Source organism: Nocardioides cavernaquae (assembly GCF_003600895.1).
GTDB classification, from domain to species: domain Bacteria; phylum Actinomycetota; class Actinomycetes; order Propionibacteriales; family Nocardioidaceae; genus Nocardioides; species Nocardioides cavernaquae.
This window is the reverse complement of record NZ_QYRP01000002.1, coordinates 3,027,738-3,042,010: the sequence shown is the minus strand read 5'-3', so window position 1 is coordinate 3,042,010 and position 14,273 is coordinate 3,027,738. Positions and strand designations below refer to the sequence as shown.

At 69.6% G+C, this 14,273-nt stretch carries 17 protein-coding genes; 15 read left to right on the top strand and 2 right to left on the bottom strand.

The features are described from left to right. The 7 genes from D4739_RS14635 to D4739_RS14605 all read left to right on the top strand — a co-directional run bounded on the left by D4739_RS14635 (window position 1) and on the right by D4739_RS14605 (window position 4,786). Complete coding sequence (locus D4739_RS14635) at window positions 1–642, top strand: riboflavin synthase (protein WP_120061295.1); 642 nt, start codon at window positions 1–3, stop codon at window positions 640–642. Between the two features lie 20 nt (window positions 643–662). Further along, the gene (locus D4739_RS14630; protein WP_120061932.1) at window positions 663–1,961 is read left to right on the top strand and encodes a bifunctional 3,4-dihydroxy-2-butanone-4-phosphate synthase/GTP cyclohydrolase II; all 1,299 of its coding nucleotides are present in this window, start codon (window positions 663–665) and stop codon (window positions 1,959–1,961) included. Next, complete coding sequence (gene ribH, locus D4739_RS14625; protein ID WP_120061294.1) at window positions 1,958–2,464, top strand: 6,7-dimethyl-8-ribityllumazine synthase; 507 nt, start codon at window positions 1,958–1,960, stop codon at window positions 2,462–2,464. Before D4739_RS14630 ends, ribH begins: the two co-directional genes overlap by 4 nt. Before the next feature lie 427 nt (window positions 2,465–2,891). After that, window positions 2,892–3,128, top strand: coding sequence for a hypothetical protein (locus tag D4739_RS14620; RefSeq protein WP_147384938.1), 237 nt, complete (start codon window positions 2,892–2,894; stop codon window positions 3,126–3,128). Between the two features lie 58 nt (window positions 3,129–3,186). Continuing rightward, window positions 3,187–3,450, top strand: a complete 264-nt coding sequence (locus D4739_RS14615; RefSeq protein ID WP_120061292.1) for a phosphoribosyl-ATP diphosphatase — start codon at window positions 3,187–3,189, stop codon at window positions 3,448–3,450. Between the two features lie 9 nt (window positions 3,451–3,459). Continuing rightward, entirely contained in the window at window positions 3,460–4,329 is an 870-nt protein-coding gene (gene hisG, locus D4739_RS14610) for an ATP phosphoribosyltransferase (protein WP_120061291.1), read from the top strand. Window positions 4,330–4,339: 10 nt separating this feature from the next. Continuing rightward, window positions 4,340–4,786 (top strand): PH domain-containing protein, encoded by a 447-nt coding sequence (locus tag D4739_RS14605; RefSeq protein WP_238473672.1) that lies wholly within the window; start codon window positions 4,340–4,342, stop codon window positions 4,784–4,786. A 26-nt stretch (window positions 4,787–4,812) separates the two neighbouring features. Here the strand turns inward: D4739_RS14605 and D4739_RS14600 are convergent, their stop codons facing one another. Next, window positions 4,813–5,715 (bottom strand): aldose 1-epimerase family protein, encoded by a 903-nt coding sequence (locus tag D4739_RS14600; protein ID WP_120061930.1) that lies wholly within the window; start codon window positions 5,713–5,715, stop codon window positions 4,813–4,815. A gap of 5 nt (window positions 5,716–5,720) precedes the next feature. Next, window positions 5,721–6,272: a uridine kinase family protein gene (locus tag D4739_RS14595; RefSeq protein WP_238473671.1), complete on the bottom strand. Its 552-nt coding sequence runs from the start codon at window positions 6,270–6,272 to the stop codon at window positions 5,721–5,723. A gap of 24 nt (window positions 6,273–6,296) precedes the next feature. Between D4739_RS14595 and D4739_RS14590 the strand changes: the two genes are divergently transcribed. From D4739_RS14590 to pheT, 8 genes are all read left to right on the top strand, one after another. Continuing rightward, a complete protein-coding gene (locus D4739_RS14590; RefSeq protein WP_120061290.1) occupies window positions 6,297–6,818 on the top strand; it encodes an SseB family protein in 522 nt (173 codons plus the stop codon). 343 nt (window positions 6,819–7,161) lie between these two features. Next, window positions 7,162–7,842: a translation initiation factor IF-3 gene (gene infC, locus D4739_RS14585; protein ID WP_220699400.1), complete on the top strand. Its 681-nt coding sequence runs from the start codon at window positions 7,162–7,164 to the stop codon at window positions 7,840–7,842. Window positions 7,843–7,871: 29 nt separating this feature from the next. After that, on the top strand, window positions 7,872–8,066 hold the full coding sequence (gene rpmI, locus D4739_RS14580) for a 50S ribosomal protein L35 (protein ID WP_120061289.1): 195 nt from the start codon (window positions 7,872–7,874) through the stop codon (window positions 8,064–8,066). A gap of 64 nt (window positions 8,067–8,130) precedes the next feature. After that, window positions 8,131–8,514 (top strand): 50S ribosomal protein L20, encoded by a 384-nt coding sequence (gene rplT, locus D4739_RS14575; RefSeq protein WP_120061288.1) that lies wholly within the window; start codon window positions 8,131–8,133, stop codon window positions 8,512–8,514. 22 nt (window positions 8,515–8,536) lie between these two features. After that, window positions 8,537–9,358: a TrmH family RNA methyltransferase gene (locus tag D4739_RS14570; RefSeq protein ID WP_120061287.1), complete on the top strand. Its 822-nt coding sequence runs from the start codon at window positions 8,537–8,539 to the stop codon at window positions 9,356–9,358. Between the two features lie 68 nt (window positions 9,359–9,426). Further along, window positions 9,427–10,449 (top strand): sensor histidine kinase, encoded by a 1,023-nt coding sequence (locus D4739_RS14565; RefSeq protein ID WP_238473670.1) that lies wholly within the window; start codon window positions 9,427–9,429, stop codon window positions 10,447–10,449. A 106-nt stretch (window positions 10,450–10,555) separates the two neighbouring features. Beyond that, complete coding sequence (gene pheS / locus D4739_RS14560) at window positions 10,556–11,662, top strand: phenylalanine--tRNA ligase subunit alpha (protein ID WP_120061286.1); 1,107 nt, start codon at window positions 10,556–10,558, stop codon at window positions 11,660–11,662. Beyond that, the gene (gene pheT, locus D4739_RS14555; protein WP_120061285.1) at window positions 11,662–14,142 is read left to right on the top strand and encodes a phenylalanine--tRNA ligase subunit beta; all 2,481 of its coding nucleotides are present in this window, start codon (window positions 11,662–11,664) and stop codon (window positions 14,140–14,142) included. Before pheS ends, pheT begins: the two co-directional genes overlap by 1 nt. The last annotated feature ends 131 nt before the right edge of the window (window positions 14,143–14,273 follow it).

Below are 14,273 nucleotides of genomic sequence, written 5' to 3'. Positions count from 1 at the left end.
ATGTTCACCGGCATCATCGAGGAACTCGGCACCGTCGAGGCCGTCGAGCAGCAGAGCGACGCCATCCGGCTCTCGATCCGTGCGGCCACGGTGCTCGAGGGCACCGGCCTTGGTGACTCGATCGCGGTCAACGGCTGCTGCCTGACCGTCGTCACCGTCGACGACGGGGTCTGGACGGCCGACGTCATGCAGGAGTCGCTCGACAAGACGTCCATCGGCGACGTGCGCCCCGGCGACGTCGTGAACCTCGAGCGCGCCGTCACCGCCGACAAGCGCCTTGGTGGCCACATCGTCCAGGGCCACGTCGACGCCGTCGGCACCGTCGTGTCCCGCACGCCGAGCGAGCACTGGGAGGTCGTGGAGCTCGAGGTGCCCGAGGGCCTCACTCGCTACCTCGTAGACAAGGGCTCGATCACGATCGACGGCGTCTCGCTGACGGTCGTCGAGACCCGCGACAACCGCTTCACCGTCAGCCTCATCCCCGAGACCCTCGCCCGGACGACGATGGGCCGGCGCCAGCCGGGGGACCGGGTCAACCTCGAGGTCGACGTCATCGCCAAGCACGTGGAGAAGCTGCTGAGCAGCGCCAACCTCCTCAACCAGCAGAGCCTGGACAAGCTCATGAAGGAGTCGAAGAAGTGAGCACCGAAGAAGCGCCGTTCATCCCGGAGGGCGCCGCGCCCGGCGACGCCCAGCACGGCGGGGTCCGGCTGGACACCGTCGAGCGTGCGATCGCTGACATCGCTGCCGGCAAGGCTGTCGTGGTCGTTGACGACGAGGGCCGCGAGAACGAGGGCGACATCATCTTCGCCGCCGCGAAGGCCACCCCCGAGCTGATGGCGTTCACGATCCGCCACTCGAGCGGCGTGATCTGTGCGCCGATGCCGGCGGACATGCTCGACCGGCTCGAGATCCCGCTCATGACGCCGCACAACCGCGACGCCTATCGCACGGCGTACACGATCTCGGTCGATGCCCGCGATGGCACCTCGACCGGCATCAGCGCCGCGGACCGCGCCCACACCGTCAAGGTGCTCGCCGACTCCGCGACGGAGCCGTGGGAGCTGACCCGTCCGGGCCACGTCTTCCCGCTGCGCTACCGCGATGGGGGTGTGCTCGTACGCCGCGGCCACACCGAGGCCGCCGTCGACCTCGCCAAGCTGGCCGGTCTGACGCCCGTCGGTGTCCTGGTCGAGGTCGTCAACGACGATGGCACGATGAAGCGCGCGGCCGAGCTGCGCGAGTTCGCCGATGAGCACGGCCTCGCGATGATCTCGATCGAGGACCTGGTCCGCTACCGCCGTCGGCACGAGGTGCTCGTCGAGCGCGTCGCCGAGACTCGCCTGCCCACCAAGCACGGTGAGTTCACCGCCTTCGGCTACCGGATCACCATCGACGACTCCGAGCACATGGCGCTGGTGTACGGCGACATCTCCGCCGCGGCTGACGGCACACGCGAGCCCGTGCTCACCCGCGTCCACAGCGAGTGCCTCACCGGAGACGTCTTCGGCAGCGAGCGGTGCGACTGCGGCCCGCAGCTCGAGGAGTCGCTGAAGCTGATCGCCGAGGAGGGTCGCGGTGTCGTGGTCTACCTCCGCGGGCACGAGGGCCGCGGGATCGGCCTGGCTGCGAAGCTGCAGGCCTATGCCCTCCAGGAGAACGGTCGCGACACCGTCGACGCGAACCTCGATCTCGGGCTTCCGGCTGACGCGCGCCACTATGGCACCGCCACGCAGATCCTCCGTGACCTCGGTATCGAGGAGGTCCGGCTGATCACCAACAACCCGGACAAGTGCGCGAGCCTGAGCGACTTCGGCATCGCCGTCACCGACCGCGTCGCCTTGAACACCCACGTCAACGAGAACAACGTGGCCTACCTGCGCACCAAGCGCGACCGCATGGGCCACACCATCGACCTGGACGTCCCCGTCACCTTGGAAGCACTGGAGGGCAACTCATGAGCGGCGCTGGCGCACCCACCACCGAGCCCATCGACTGCAGCGACCTGCGGGTGGCCGTCATCGCCGGCACCTGGCACGAGGAAGTCACCGCGGGCTTGCTCGCCGGTGCCGAGCGCTGCCTCGCGGCGTACTCCGTCACGGGCGCGACCTTCATCCGGGTCCCCGGTGCCTTCGAGCTCCCGGTCGTCGCCCGCGAGCTCGCCCTCAAGGGGTACGACGCGGTCGTGGCCTTCGGCGTGGTCATCCGGGGCGGCACGCCGCACTTCGACTTTGTCTGCAACGCCGCCACCGACGGCCTGACCCGCGTCGCACTCGACACGGGCGTCCCGATCGGATTCGGCGTCCTCACCTGTGACACCGACGAGCAGGCGCTGGACCGTGCCGGCCTGCCCGAGGCTCCTGGTCGTCCGGCGTCCAAGGAGGACAAGGGCTGGGAGGCGACCTCGGCCGCCCTGGTCACCGCGCAAATGCTCAAGCAGATCAGGCGCGGCTACCCGAGCTGAGTCGCTTGCCGCGATCCGGCCTGGTTCCGCTGGGCTGAACTCACGCGGTTGAAGCCCCCGTTTCCGCTGCCGTTCGGCAGAGGCGCGGGGGCTTTGCCGTCTCCTTGGTGTTGGTGCCAATGCGCTCGCCGATACGCCCGGAATTGGTACCAACACCAAGGACTCGGGGCGCGCCCGCCCCGCCTGCCTGGCTGCCCGCCGGCGTGCCCGCCCCGGCAAGCTCCTCTATCGCGAGCAGCGAGTGTGGGGCCTGGTGGTCCGCCCGATGTTCGGCACCGATGAGCCTGAGCACACGCTGCAGCCGGCCGCACTCGTCATCCGGACAGGACCACGGCGACCCGATGAGCAATCCGGGTGCGGCTGGTCGGGAGTGGACCTCGCCGCTCCGATCGAGGACCAGTTCGAAGCAGTACGGCGCACGAGAGCCATGACGATTGCCATGTATGCGACGGCCGCCATCGCCCGCCACACCCATGGCAGTTTTCCTCTCGTGGTCACCGTCAGCAGCTTCGTCGCGCTCGGAGCGGATGTCGTGGCAATTGACGTGACAGGAGGACGGACCGTGCTCACGTTGCGGCCGCCGGGGGACTGGTTCGACCTACTGGTCGGTGCCCGGCTCGACAGCGGGTCGGGGTCGGAGCGGCGCTGGTTGAGCCTCTGGTGAGCCCGCCGGACGGACCGCACGCAACCGTCGCCCCGCCACGCCGGTAGTCTTGTCGCCCGTGAAGACGTTCGAGGAGCTGTGGGCCGAGCTCAATGAGAAGGCCCGCACCCGACCCGAGGGATCCGGCACCGTGGCGCAGCTGGACGCCGGGGTCCATGCGATCGGCAAGAAGCTGATCGAGGAGGCCGCCGAGTCCTGGATGGCCGCCGAGTTCGAGGGCAAGGATGCGGCGGCGCTGGAGATCAGCCAGCTGCTGTACCACGCCCAGGTGCTCATGATCGCGACCGGTCTGACCCTCGACGACGTCTACACCCACCTCTGAGGAACCCCCATGTCTGAGTTTGCCCAGGAGCGCCTGCTCCGCATCGCCGTGCCGAACAAGGGCGCGCTCTCCACGTCGGCGTCCGAGATGCTCAAGGAGTCCGGCTACCGCCAGCGCTCCGACAGCAAGGAACTCGCACTGACCGACGTGGAGAACGAGGTCGAGTTCTTCTACCTGCGTCCGCGCGACATCGCGTTGTACGTCGGCGAGGGCACGCTCGACGTCGGCATCACCGGCCGGGACCTGCTGCAGGACTCCGGTGCGCACGCCGACGAGGTGCTGAGCCTCGGATTCGGGCGTTCGAAGTTCCACTTCGCCGGTCCGGCAGGCAAGTACGCCGACCTGGGTGAGCTCGAGGGCAAGCGGATCGCCACGTCGTACGTCGGTGTGGTCGAGAAGTGGCTTGCCGAGAAGGGCATCAACGCCAGCGTGACCCGGCTCGACGGCGCGGTCGAGACCAGCATCCAGCTCGGTGTCGCCGACGTGATCGCCGATGTCGTCGAGACCGGCAGCACGCTGCGTGCGGCGGGGCTGGCCACCTTCGGCGAGGTCATCCTCGAGTCCGAGGCTGTGCTGATCACCCGCCAGGGCGCTCCGCTCCCGGTCGGCTTCGATGTCTTCCTGCGTCGCCTCGAAGGCGTCCTCGTCGCGCGCAGCTACGTGATGATGGACTACGACATCCGCGTCGACCAGGTCGACGCCGCGACGAAGCTGACCCCCGGCATCGAGAGCCCGACGGTCTCGCCGCTGCACCGCGAGGGCTGGGTCGCCGTGCGCGCCATGGTGCCGCGCAAGGGCTCGCAGCGACTGATGGACGAGCTCTACAGCCTGGGCGCCCGCGGGATCCTGCTCACCGACATCTCCGCCTGCCGGCTCTGAGGTCGCACCCGTGAGCGCATCGACCGACGGCGTGACGCTGCCCCACACGTGGCGCCCCTTCGGCGTTCGCATGGCGGGCATCGTGTTCGGCACTGCCCTCGCGATCGTGTGCGCAGCGGCCTGGATCTCGTTCCCTGCGAGCGTGAAGGCCGAGTTCACGATCCTGCAGGGGTTGACGACGCTGCTGCTGATCGGCCTGTTCGCCGCTGCGGAGTACGGCGTGATGCGGAGTCGGGCGGTCGCCACCGAGACCGGTCTGCTGGTCGTCAACGGCTACCGCCAGCACCGGTTCGTGTGGGCGCAGGTCGTGGCGGTGCACATGCCGCCCGGCGCTCCGTGGGCGGTGCTCGACCTGGATGATGGCGAGACCTGCTCGGTGATGGCGATCCAGGGCTCCGACGGCGCCCGTGCCAAGCGCGCGGTCCGCGAGCTCCGCGCGCTGCTTCCCTCGGGCTGACGTGCCGGGCCGCTCGCGGCCACGCGTCAGAGCGCCCGGATGCCCCACACGGCCGAGAACGTCTCGTCCGGCTCGACGACCACGAGGTCCTCGCCGGTGTTGAACGCGTTGGCGTTGGCGGTCATCGGCTCGACCGCCAGCGAACGCCGGTCGTGGCCGGCGACGTCGTCGGCGGAGTAGACCTGCAGCCACCGGTGCTGCTCGTCGACCCAGAGCACCATCGCGGCGCGGTCACCGCGCAGCAGCACCTCGGCACGACCGTCGCGGCCGCGACGGAGGTCGGTGAACGCGTCGTTGAAGACGGTGTCCTTGAGCGGACGCGAGACCCGGAAGTCGTACGGCGTGCCCTCGACGTCCGTGCGCCCCGTCGGCAGCAGGCGCTCGGGATCGGCCAGCCCGCGGGTCGACGCGGGGAGCACGAGCTCGCAGTCGTCGAGCCGGGTGCCGACGGTCAGGTAGGGGTGCGCGCCCGAGGCGTAGGGGGCCGCGGCGTCGGAGAGGTTGGTCGCGCTCTGCGTGACGGTCAGGCCGTCGGCGGACACGTCGTACTGGACGTGGAGGTCGAGCGTCCACGGGTAGCCGGTCTGCGCCATCAGGCGGTAGGTCAGCGACACGCTCGTTGCGGTGTGCTCCTCCACGGACCAGGCTGCCCAGCGGACCAGCCCGTGCGAGGCGTTGCTGCGCTTCGGCTCGGTCAGTGCGAGCTGCTGCGCGCTCCCCTCGAAGGTGTAGCGGCCGTCCTCGATCCGGTTGGGCCAGGGCATCAGCAGCTGGCCACGACCGCCGGAGGCCATTTCGTCGTCGGCAAACCCGTCGACCAGGTCGACACCGTCGAAGGAGAGGTGTCGCAACGCGGCGCCGCTCTCGGTGATGACCGCGCGGTAGCCACCGGCGGTGATCTCGAACTGTTCTCCCGAGGGCATGAGCATGGCGATCACCCTAGGACGATGTCGGCCCGCTCCCGGGCGGCGTCCACGGCGTAGTGCATCGCCTCATCGCGTTGCCAGGCACGCAATTGCTCCTCGTACGCCGCGCCGTCGCGGTCGATGGCCCGCGCCAGGCCGACCTCGGGGGAGACGTCCAGCCAGACCAGGGTCGTGATCAGCTCTGCGAACCGGCGGCTGCCGCTGCCGACCCCTTCGAGCACGAGAAGGGACGTCGGCGCGACGAAGACGTCCTCCGCCCAGTCGTCGGCCCGCCAGTCATAACGCCGGAACTGCCCGGGGTGACCGGCAGCAAGGGGGAGCAGCAGGCCCGCGAGCGACTCGGCCAGGCGGGGGAGCCCGGACCACCCGGCGTACATGTCGTCGAGGTGGACCACGGTGCTGGTCTGCGCGAGCTCCGCGATCGCTGCGGCCAGGGTGCTCTTGCCCGAACCCGAGGGCCCGTCGATGGCGAGCAGCCGCCCTGCTCCGAGGGTCGGTGGGTGCGACATCGCGAGGGTCAACACGGCGCGGGCGGGCTCGCGGGCAATTTCGGGTGACATCGTGGGCCAGCCTAGGGTGGCGCCATGGTCTTCCAGGATCGGTTCGCAGGCGCCCGCCTCCAGGAGGTGGCCTTCCCCGACGACAAGGGTGATGCGTCGGCCGAGCTCACCGCGGCGCTCGCGGCGTACTCGGCTGACCCCGAAGCGTTCACCGGCGTACTCCGGGCGCTGCAGTCCGCGCGGTTGCTGGTCCCTGTCGTGGCGCTGCTCGGCGAGGTCGAGTACGACGAGAAGGGGCTGGCGCACGACAAGTCGAGCGACATGGCGGCGGTGCTGATCGAGAACCCGGCGGGGGAGCGGGCGCTGCTCGCGTTCACCAGCACGGAGGCGCTGCAGGCGTGGAACCCCGAGGCACGGCCGGTGCCGGTGCCCAGCGCCGGGGCCGCGCAGTCGGCGCTGCAGGACAACGCGGTCGCCCTGCTGATCGACACCGCTGGCCCGGTCCGGGCAGTGGTGAGCGGGCCTGACCTGGTCGGCCTTGCCGCCGGCTGGACCCTCGCCGAGCTGGACGGCGAGTCCGTCTGGCTGAAGCCCGCCGACGACTGACCCTTGGGGCGCCTGGGTTGGATCGATGGGGCGGGTGCCGCGCCAATTCGGAGAATCCGCGCCCTGCCGCTAGTCTTGTCCGTGACCGATCTGCACCACCGTGCCCGCAAGGGCGTCGGAGATGCAGATCCACCAAGCGGAGGCCCAGGCTTCCCACCCGCATCGATCGAAACAGGTCGTCGGGTCCGGTCCCGCAGAGGCGGCGTGCGAGAGCACACAACTTCTGCGTGAGGGTGTGCCCTGCATTTCGAGGGATGCGCTCCATGACTGGCCTTCGCTTGCAAGCGGAGGCCCTTTTTCTTTCCTCCGGGTTGGCAAGCAATCCCAATCATCAGGAGGACACATCAGCACCGAGCTGCGCATCAACGACCGGATCCGGGTTCCCGAGGTCCGCCTCGTTGGACCCAATGGCGAAACGGTCGGCATCGTGCCCACGCACGAGGCATTGAAGCTCGCTCAGGAGGCTGACCTCGACCTCGTCGAGATCGCCCCTCAGGGCAAGCCGCCCGTCTGCAAGCTCATGGACTACGGGAAGTTCAAGTACGAGGCTGCCCAGAAGGCCCGTGAAGCCCGTCGAAACCAGACGAACGTCATCATCAAGGAGATGAAGCTTCGTCCGAAGATCGACGCCCACGACTACGAGACCAAGAAGGGCCACGTCGTTCGCTTCCTTCGCGCGGGCGACAAGGTCAAGATCACGATCATGTTCCGTGGTCGTGAGCAGCACCGCCCGGAGCTTGGTTTCCGCCTCCTGCAGAAGCTGGCTGAAGACGTCCAGGAGCTCGGCTTCGTGGAGTCCTCGCCCAAGCAGGACGGCCGCAACATGATCATGGTGCTCGGCCCGCACAAGAAGAAGGCCGACGCCAAGGTCGAGCTCGAAGCTGAAAAGCAGGAGCGCATGGCCGAGCGTGAAGCCGACGCCCAAGAGGTGCGCGCCGAGCGCGTCGCCACCCAGCCGACGCCGTCCTCCGAAAAGAAGGCGAAGCGGGCCAACGAGGCCCTCGACCCCGACATCGACCTCTGACGAGACCAGTAGAGATAGAGAGCAAAGAGATGCCGAAGAACAAGACGCACTCCGGTGCCAAGAAGCGCTTCAAGGTGACGGGCTCCGGCAAGATCCTGCGCGAGCAGGCCGGCAAGCGCCACAACCTCGAGAAGAAGGCCACCAAGGTCACCCGCCGCCTTTCCGGCACGGTGGAAGTGGCCAAGGCCGACGTTCCGCGCGCCAAGAAGATGCTGGGTCTCTGACCTTCTGCAGTCTGGCCGTAGTCCGGCCTTCCCCCTGATTTTTTGAGCACCAAGGAGCACTGAAATGGCACGCGTCAAGCGGGCGGTAAACGCCCAGAAGAAGCGCCGGGTCGTCCTCGAGCGGGCGTCCGGCTACCGCGGACAGCGTTCGCGCCTGTACCGCAAGGCGAAGGAGCAGGTCACCCACTCCCTCGTCTACAGCTACAACGACCGCCGCAAGAACAAGGGCAACTTCCGCAAGCTGTGGATCCAGCGCATCAACGCCGCGGCTCGCGCCGAGGGCATGACCTACAACCGCTTCATCCAGGGCCTGAACCTGGCTGGCGTCGAGGTCGACCGCAAGATCCTGGCCGACCTGGCCGTCAACGACGCTCCGGCGTTCTCGGCTCTGGTTGCCGCTGCGAAGGCTGCTCTGCCGGCCGACGTGAACGCTCCGGCCTCCGCCTGAGCTTCGCTCGCAATTCACTGACGTGGCGAGCTTCCCTGCCGAACCCCTGACCTCGGGCAACACCCGGGTCAAGGAGGCACGGAAGCTCGCCCGTCGTGCTTCCCGGACCGAAACGCGGCGATTCCTCGCCGACGGTCCGAAGGCAGTCGAGGGCGCGCTGACGGTTGAAGGCTGCGTCATCGAGATCTTCGCGACCCCCGCCGCCACCGAGCAGTACGCCGCGCTGGCGGCCACCGCCGCCGGCCTGCCGGATGTCCCGTGGACGCTGGTCGACGACCGTGCGCTCGCATCGCTCTCCGACGCGGTCACCCCGGCCGGAGTCATCGCCGTCTGCCGGTTCATCGACCGCCCGCTCGACCACGTGCTGTCACCGGTCGATCGGCCCGCGCCCCGCCTGGTGGTCATCTGCTCCGACGTGCGCGATCCCGGCAACGCCGGCACGGTGATCCGCACGGCCGACGCAGCCGGGGCCGATGCCGTGATCCTGGCCGGCGACGCGGTCGACCTCTACAACCCGAAGACGGTCCGGGCCTCCGTCGGCTCGGTGTTCCACCTGCCCGTGGCCATCGAGCGTGATCCGCTGGCGGCCGTGCGCGCCTCGCAGGCTGCCGGACTCGGCGTACTTGCTGCCGACATGGACGGACGCACGCTCTTCGAGGCCGATGACCTGCTGGCGGCTCCGACGGCGTGGCTTCTCGGCAACGAGGCCTGGGGCATCCCGGCCGAGCTGCGCGATGCTGCCGACGAGGTGGTCAGCATCCCGATCTTCGGCCAGGCCGAGAGCCTGAACCTGGCGACGGCGGCGGCCGTGTTCCTCTACGCGTCGGCCCGAGCCCAGCGCTGACCCGCTCGCCCTCCCGTGAGGCGATGACGCACGACACCGGTGAGGCCCGCATGCCCTAGCGTGGGCGCGTGGACCTTCTCGATGCGTTGCCGGACGGCGTGGTGATCGCCGACGGCGCGGGCCGGGTGGTGCGGGTCAACGACCGCGCCGCCCGCATGCTCCACGTCGATGGCGGGGTGGCCGCCGGCCAGCCGCTCGCCGACGTACTCCTGCTGCAGGACACCGAGGCCCGCACCTGGAGCGAGTTCAACCAGCCGTGGTCGGGGCTGCACACGCGGACCGGTGTGCCCGAGCAGTCCTGGATCCTGCCGGACGGCAGCGAGGTGCTCGTCGCGGCACGGATCCACCGCGAGGGTCGCGAGATCATCCAGATCGCGGTGACGCTGCGCTCAGGACGGGGACGGGCCCGCCTCGACCGGGAGCGGTCCGATCTCGTCGCCACCGTCGCCCACGAGCTGCGCTCGCCGCTGACCGGTGTGAAGGGCTTCGTGCAGGCGCTCATCAACCGCTGGGACAAGCTCAACGACGACCAGAAGAAGCTCATGCTCGCCACCGTCCACTCGGACGCGGACCGGTTGAGCCGGCTGATCGCGGAGCTGCTCGACGTCGCGCGCATCGACACCGGTCGGCTCCAGCTCTACCCGCGCGCCTGTGCGCCCGAGCTGCTCGTGGGGCGTGTGGTCGAGTCCGTGCGACAGGGCACGTCCCGTCCGGTCGAGCTCGAGGTCGACGACGATCTTCCCGAGGTGCTGGCTGATCCCGACAAGTTCACCCAGGTCGTGACCAACCTGGTCGAGAACGCGGTGCGGCACGGCGACGGCACCGTCACGGTCCGCCTCCAGGAGATCCCGGCGTGGGCCGATTTTCCCGGCCTCCAGCTCACCGTCGATGACCAGGGCACCGGCATCCCGGACACGATCCGGCAACGGGTCTTCACGAAGTTCTGGAAGCACGGAGAGCGTGGTGGGTCGGGTCTCGGCATGTACCTCGTCAACGGGCTGGTCCGCGCCCACGGGGGGCAGGTCGAGATCGAGGACGCTCCCGGTGGCGGCGCGCGGATCGTCATCCTCTGGCCCTCCGCTCGCGACTAGCCAGACGGGTTGGATTGCGACCGGGCCTGAAACCCGGTCGGAGCCGGCCCTCCGGACCTCCTAGACTTGGCCGGTATTTCCCACCTCCTGCGCCCGAAAGGCAGTCATGTCGGGACCGAACACCGAGTACGACCCTGTCGAGGTCACGCCGCTGCGTGCTGACGAGGTCGAGGCGATGCGCGACGCCGCACTGGCCGCCATCGCTGCCGCCGCCGACCTCGAGGAGCTGAAGCAGGCGCGCCTCGACCACGCCGGCGACCGCTCGCCCCTCGCGCTGGCCAACCGCGAGATCGGTGCCCTTCCGCCGCAGGCGCGCAAGGAGGCCGGCGCCCGCGTTGGCCAGGCCCGTGGTGCTGTGAACAAGGCGCTCGGTGAGCGCACCGGAGTGCTCGAGGCCGAGCACGAGGAGCGGATGCTGGTCGAGGAGACCGTCGACGTGACGCTCCCGACCTCCCGCCGTGCCCCGGGCACGCGCCACCCGATCACCACCCTCTCCGAGCGCATCGCCGACGTCTTCGTCGCCATGGGGTGGGAGGTGGCCGAGGGCCCGCAGGTCGAGGCCGAGTGGCTCAACTTCGACGCACTCAACCTCGGTGCCGACCACCCGGCCCGCACCATGCAGGACACGTTCTGGCTCGAGCCGGCTGTGGCTGCCCTCGTGCTGCGCACGCACACCTCGCCGGTCCAGGCCCGCACGATGCTGACCCGCACACCCCCGATCTACGTCGTCTGCCCGGGTCGGGTCTATCGCACCGACGAGATCGACGCGACGCACTCCCCGGTGTTCCACCAGGTCGAGGGCCTCGTGATCGACAAGGGCATCACCATGGCCCACCTGAAGGGCTCGCTCGACCACTTCGCGGCTGCCATGTTCGGCGAGGGCATCTCGACGCGGTTCCGTCCGTCGTACTTCCCCTTCACCGAGCCGTCCGCCGAGGTCGACCTGGTCTGCTTCGTGTGCCGCAACGGCGACGCCAGCGACCCGGCCGACTGCCGCACGTGTCGCGGCGAGGGCTGGATCGAGTGGGGCGGCTGCGGTGTCGTGAACCCGCGCGTCCTGGTCGCCTGCGGCGTGGACCCCGACGTCTACACCGGCTTCGCGTTCGGCATGGGCATCGACCGCACGTTGATGTTCCGCCACAACGTCGAGGACCTGCGCGACGTCTTCGAGGGAGACGTCCGCTTCGCTGCTGCTTTTGGAGTCGAGATCTGATGAAGGCCCCCGTTTCCTGGATCAAGGAGTACGTCGACCTTCCGGACGCCGTCTCGGTTGACGACCTCACGCACCGGCTCACCGCCCTCGGTCTCAAGCTCGAGGCGCTGGAGGCACCCGGTGACGCGATCACCGGCCCGCTCGTCGTCGGCCGTGTGCTGACGCTCGAGAAGGAGCCGCAGAAGAACGGCAAGGTCATCAACTGGTGCACCGTCGACGTTGGCCAGGCCAACGGATCCGGTGAACCGCAGGGGATCATCTGCGGCGCCCACAACTTCGTGGTCGGGGACCTGGTCGTCGTGGTCCTTCCCGGCGCTGTGCTTCCCGGTGGCTTCGCGATCTCCGAGCGCAAGACCTACGGTCACCTGTCCGCCGGCATGATCTGCTCGCGTTCCGAGCTGGGACTCCCGGCTGACGGCGACGGCATCATCGTGCTGCACGCCGATTCGGCCAAGCCTGGCGACGAGGCGTTCCCGCTGCTCGGCCTGGATGACCCGGTCATCGAGTTCGAGATCAACCCGGACCGCGCCTACGCCCTCTCGATCCGCGGCATCGCCCGCGAGGCGGCGCTCGGCTTCGACGCTCCCTTCACCGACCCGGCAGCGCGCGAGATCCCGGAGCCCGGGATCGACGGCTACCCGGTTGTCGTGTCCGACACCGAGGGCTGCCCGGTCTTCGTGACCCGCACGGTCACCGGGTTCGACCCGGCCGCGACCACGCCGGACTGGATGGCGCGTCGCCTCGAGCAGTGCGGCATGCGCCCGATCTCGCTCGGCGTCGACATCTCCAACTACGTGATGCTCGAGCTCGGGCAGCCCAACCACTGCTACGACGCCGACAAGCTGGCCGGCCCGATCCAGGTCCGTCGCGCCACTGCTGGCGAGAAGCTGACAACGCTCGATGATGTCGCGCGCAAGCTCGACCCCGAGGACCTGCTGATCGCGGACGACAACGGCCCGATCGGCATCGCCGGCGTCATGGGGGGCGCGTCGACGGAGCTGTCGGAGACCACGACCTCGATCGTGGTGGAGGCTGCGCACTTCGAGTCGACCACGATCTTCCGCTCGCAGCGTCGCCACAAGCTCGGCTCCGAGGCGTCGAAGCGCTTCGAGCGCGGCGTCGACCCCGAGCTCCCGCAGTACGCCGCGGACCGGGTCGTCGAACTCCTCGTCGAGCTCGGTGGTGCGACTGCGGGCGATGGCGTGACTGTTGTCGGCTTCGCCCCTGCGCGGCGTACCGTCGCTGCTGCTGTCGACCTGCCCGCCCGCATCACCGGCATGGACATCTCCGCCGAGACGACCGTGGCCCACCTCGAAGCTGTCGGGTGTTCCGTAACCGTCGCGGGGGAGAACCTCACGGCAACCGTGCCGTCGTGGCGCCCCGACATGGCCGACCCGTTCGACCTGGTCGAAGAGGTCGCGCGCATCGTCGGCTACGAGAACGTCCCGTCGGTCCTGCCGACCGCCCCCGCCGGCCGCGGCCTGACCGAGATCCAGCGGCTGCGTCGTCGCGTCGGCCGGGTGCTCGCGGGCGAGGGCTTCTCCGAGGTGATCAGCTACCCGTTCGTCGGCGATGCCGACTGGGACGCCCTGGGCCTGCCCGAGGACGACGCGCGTCGCAAGGCGCTCGGCATCGCCAACCCGCTCAACGCGGAGCAGCCGCAGCTGGCCACGACCCTGCTGCCGGGCGTGCTTCACACGCTGGCCCGTAACGTCGGTCGCGGCAACGCAGACGCCGCGATCTTCGAGACCGCGCTGGTCTTCCTCCCGTCGGGTGACGAGGCGGCACCGATCCTGGGCACCGACCGTCGTCCGACCGACGAGGAGTGGGCCGCGATCGAGAAGGCCGTCCCCGCGCAGCCGCAGCACCTCGCGCTCGCCATCACCGGCGAGGCCGAGGCAGCGGGCTGGTGGGGCACTGGTCGCGCCGCTGGCTGGTCCGACGCCATTGCCGCAGTCCGCTCGCTCGCGGGCGCGCTCGGCGTCCCGCTGGATGTCGCGTCCGCTGCGATCGCTCCCTTCCACCCGGGCCGCTGCGCCGCGCTCTCGGTCGGCGGGGTGCTGATCGGCCACGCCGGTGAGCTGCACCCGAAGGTCTGCAAGGCGTTCGGCCTCCCGGCCCGCTCGGCCGCGGCGGAGGTCAACCTCGACGCCCTGCTCCAGTACGCCGCGACCCCGGTCGCGCCGCGCTTCTCGTCGTACCCGGTGGCGAAGGAGGATGTCGCGCTCGTCGTCGACGCCTCCGTCCCGTCCGCCGACGTCGAGGCCGCGCTGCGCGAGGGTGCCGGCGAGCTGCTGGAGTCGATCCGGCTCTTCGACGTGTTCACCGGCGAGCAGGTCGGCGCGGGCAAGAAGTCGCTGGCCTTCGCGCTTCGCTTCCGTGCTCCGGACCGGACGCTCAAGGAGGGCGAGTCGGCCGCTGCCCGTGATGCAGCGGTCGCGCTGGCTGCCGAGCGCACTGGCGCCGTCCAGCGCGCCTGAGCCGCCGGTCCTGCGGGATTCACCGCATCGGCAGCAGATTCACCGGCCGGCCGGTGAATCGGGCACATGTTGTGGCGTGCACCGCGCAACATGTGCCCGAATCGCGCGCGAAGTCCTGCAGGCGCGTGCAG

Excerpts from the sequence above, each read along its gene's own strand:
- D4739_RS14635 (WP_120061295.1), top strand. The coding sequence starts at position 1 with ATGTTCACCGGCATCATCGAGGAACTCGGCACCGTCGAGGCCGTCGAG.
- ribH (WP_120061294.1), top strand. The coding sequence starts at position 1,958 with ATGAGCGGCGCTGGCGCACCCACCACCGAGCCCATCGACTGCAGCGAC.
- D4739_RS14620 (WP_147384938.1), top strand. The coding sequence starts at position 2,892 with ATGACGATTGCCATGTATGCGACGGCCGCCATCGCCCGCCACACCCAT.
- hisG (WP_120061291.1), top strand. The coding sequence starts at position 3,460 with ATGTCTGAGTTTGCCCAGGAGCGCCTGCTCCGCATCGCCGTGCCGAAC.
- D4739_RS14600 (WP_120061930.1), bottom strand. The coding sequence starts at position 5,715 with ATGCTCATGCCCTCGGGAGAACAGTTCGAGATCACCGCCGGTGGCTAC.
- D4739_RS14595 (WP_238473671.1), bottom strand. The coding sequence starts at position 6,272 with ATGTCACCCGAAATTGCCCGCGAGCCCGCCCGCGCCGTGTTGACCCTC.
- D4739_RS14590 (WP_120061290.1), top strand. The coding sequence starts at position 6,297 with ATGGTCTTCCAGGATCGGTTCGCAGGCGCCCGCCTCCAGGAGGTGGCC.
- rpmI (WP_120061289.1), top strand. The coding sequence starts at position 7,872 with ATGCCGAAGAACAAGACGCACTCCGGTGCCAAGAAGCGCTTCAAGGTG.
- rplT (WP_120061288.1), top strand. The coding sequence starts at position 8,131 with ATGGCACGCGTCAAGCGGGCGGTAAACGCCCAGAAGAAGCGCCGGGTC.
- pheS (WP_120061286.1), top strand. The coding sequence starts at position 10,556 with ATGTCGGGACCGAACACCGAGTACGACCCTGTCGAGGTCACGCCGCTG.
- pheT (WP_120061285.1), top strand. The coding sequence starts at position 11,662 with ATGAAGGCCCCCGTTTCCTGGATCAAGGAGTACGTCGACCTTCCGGAC.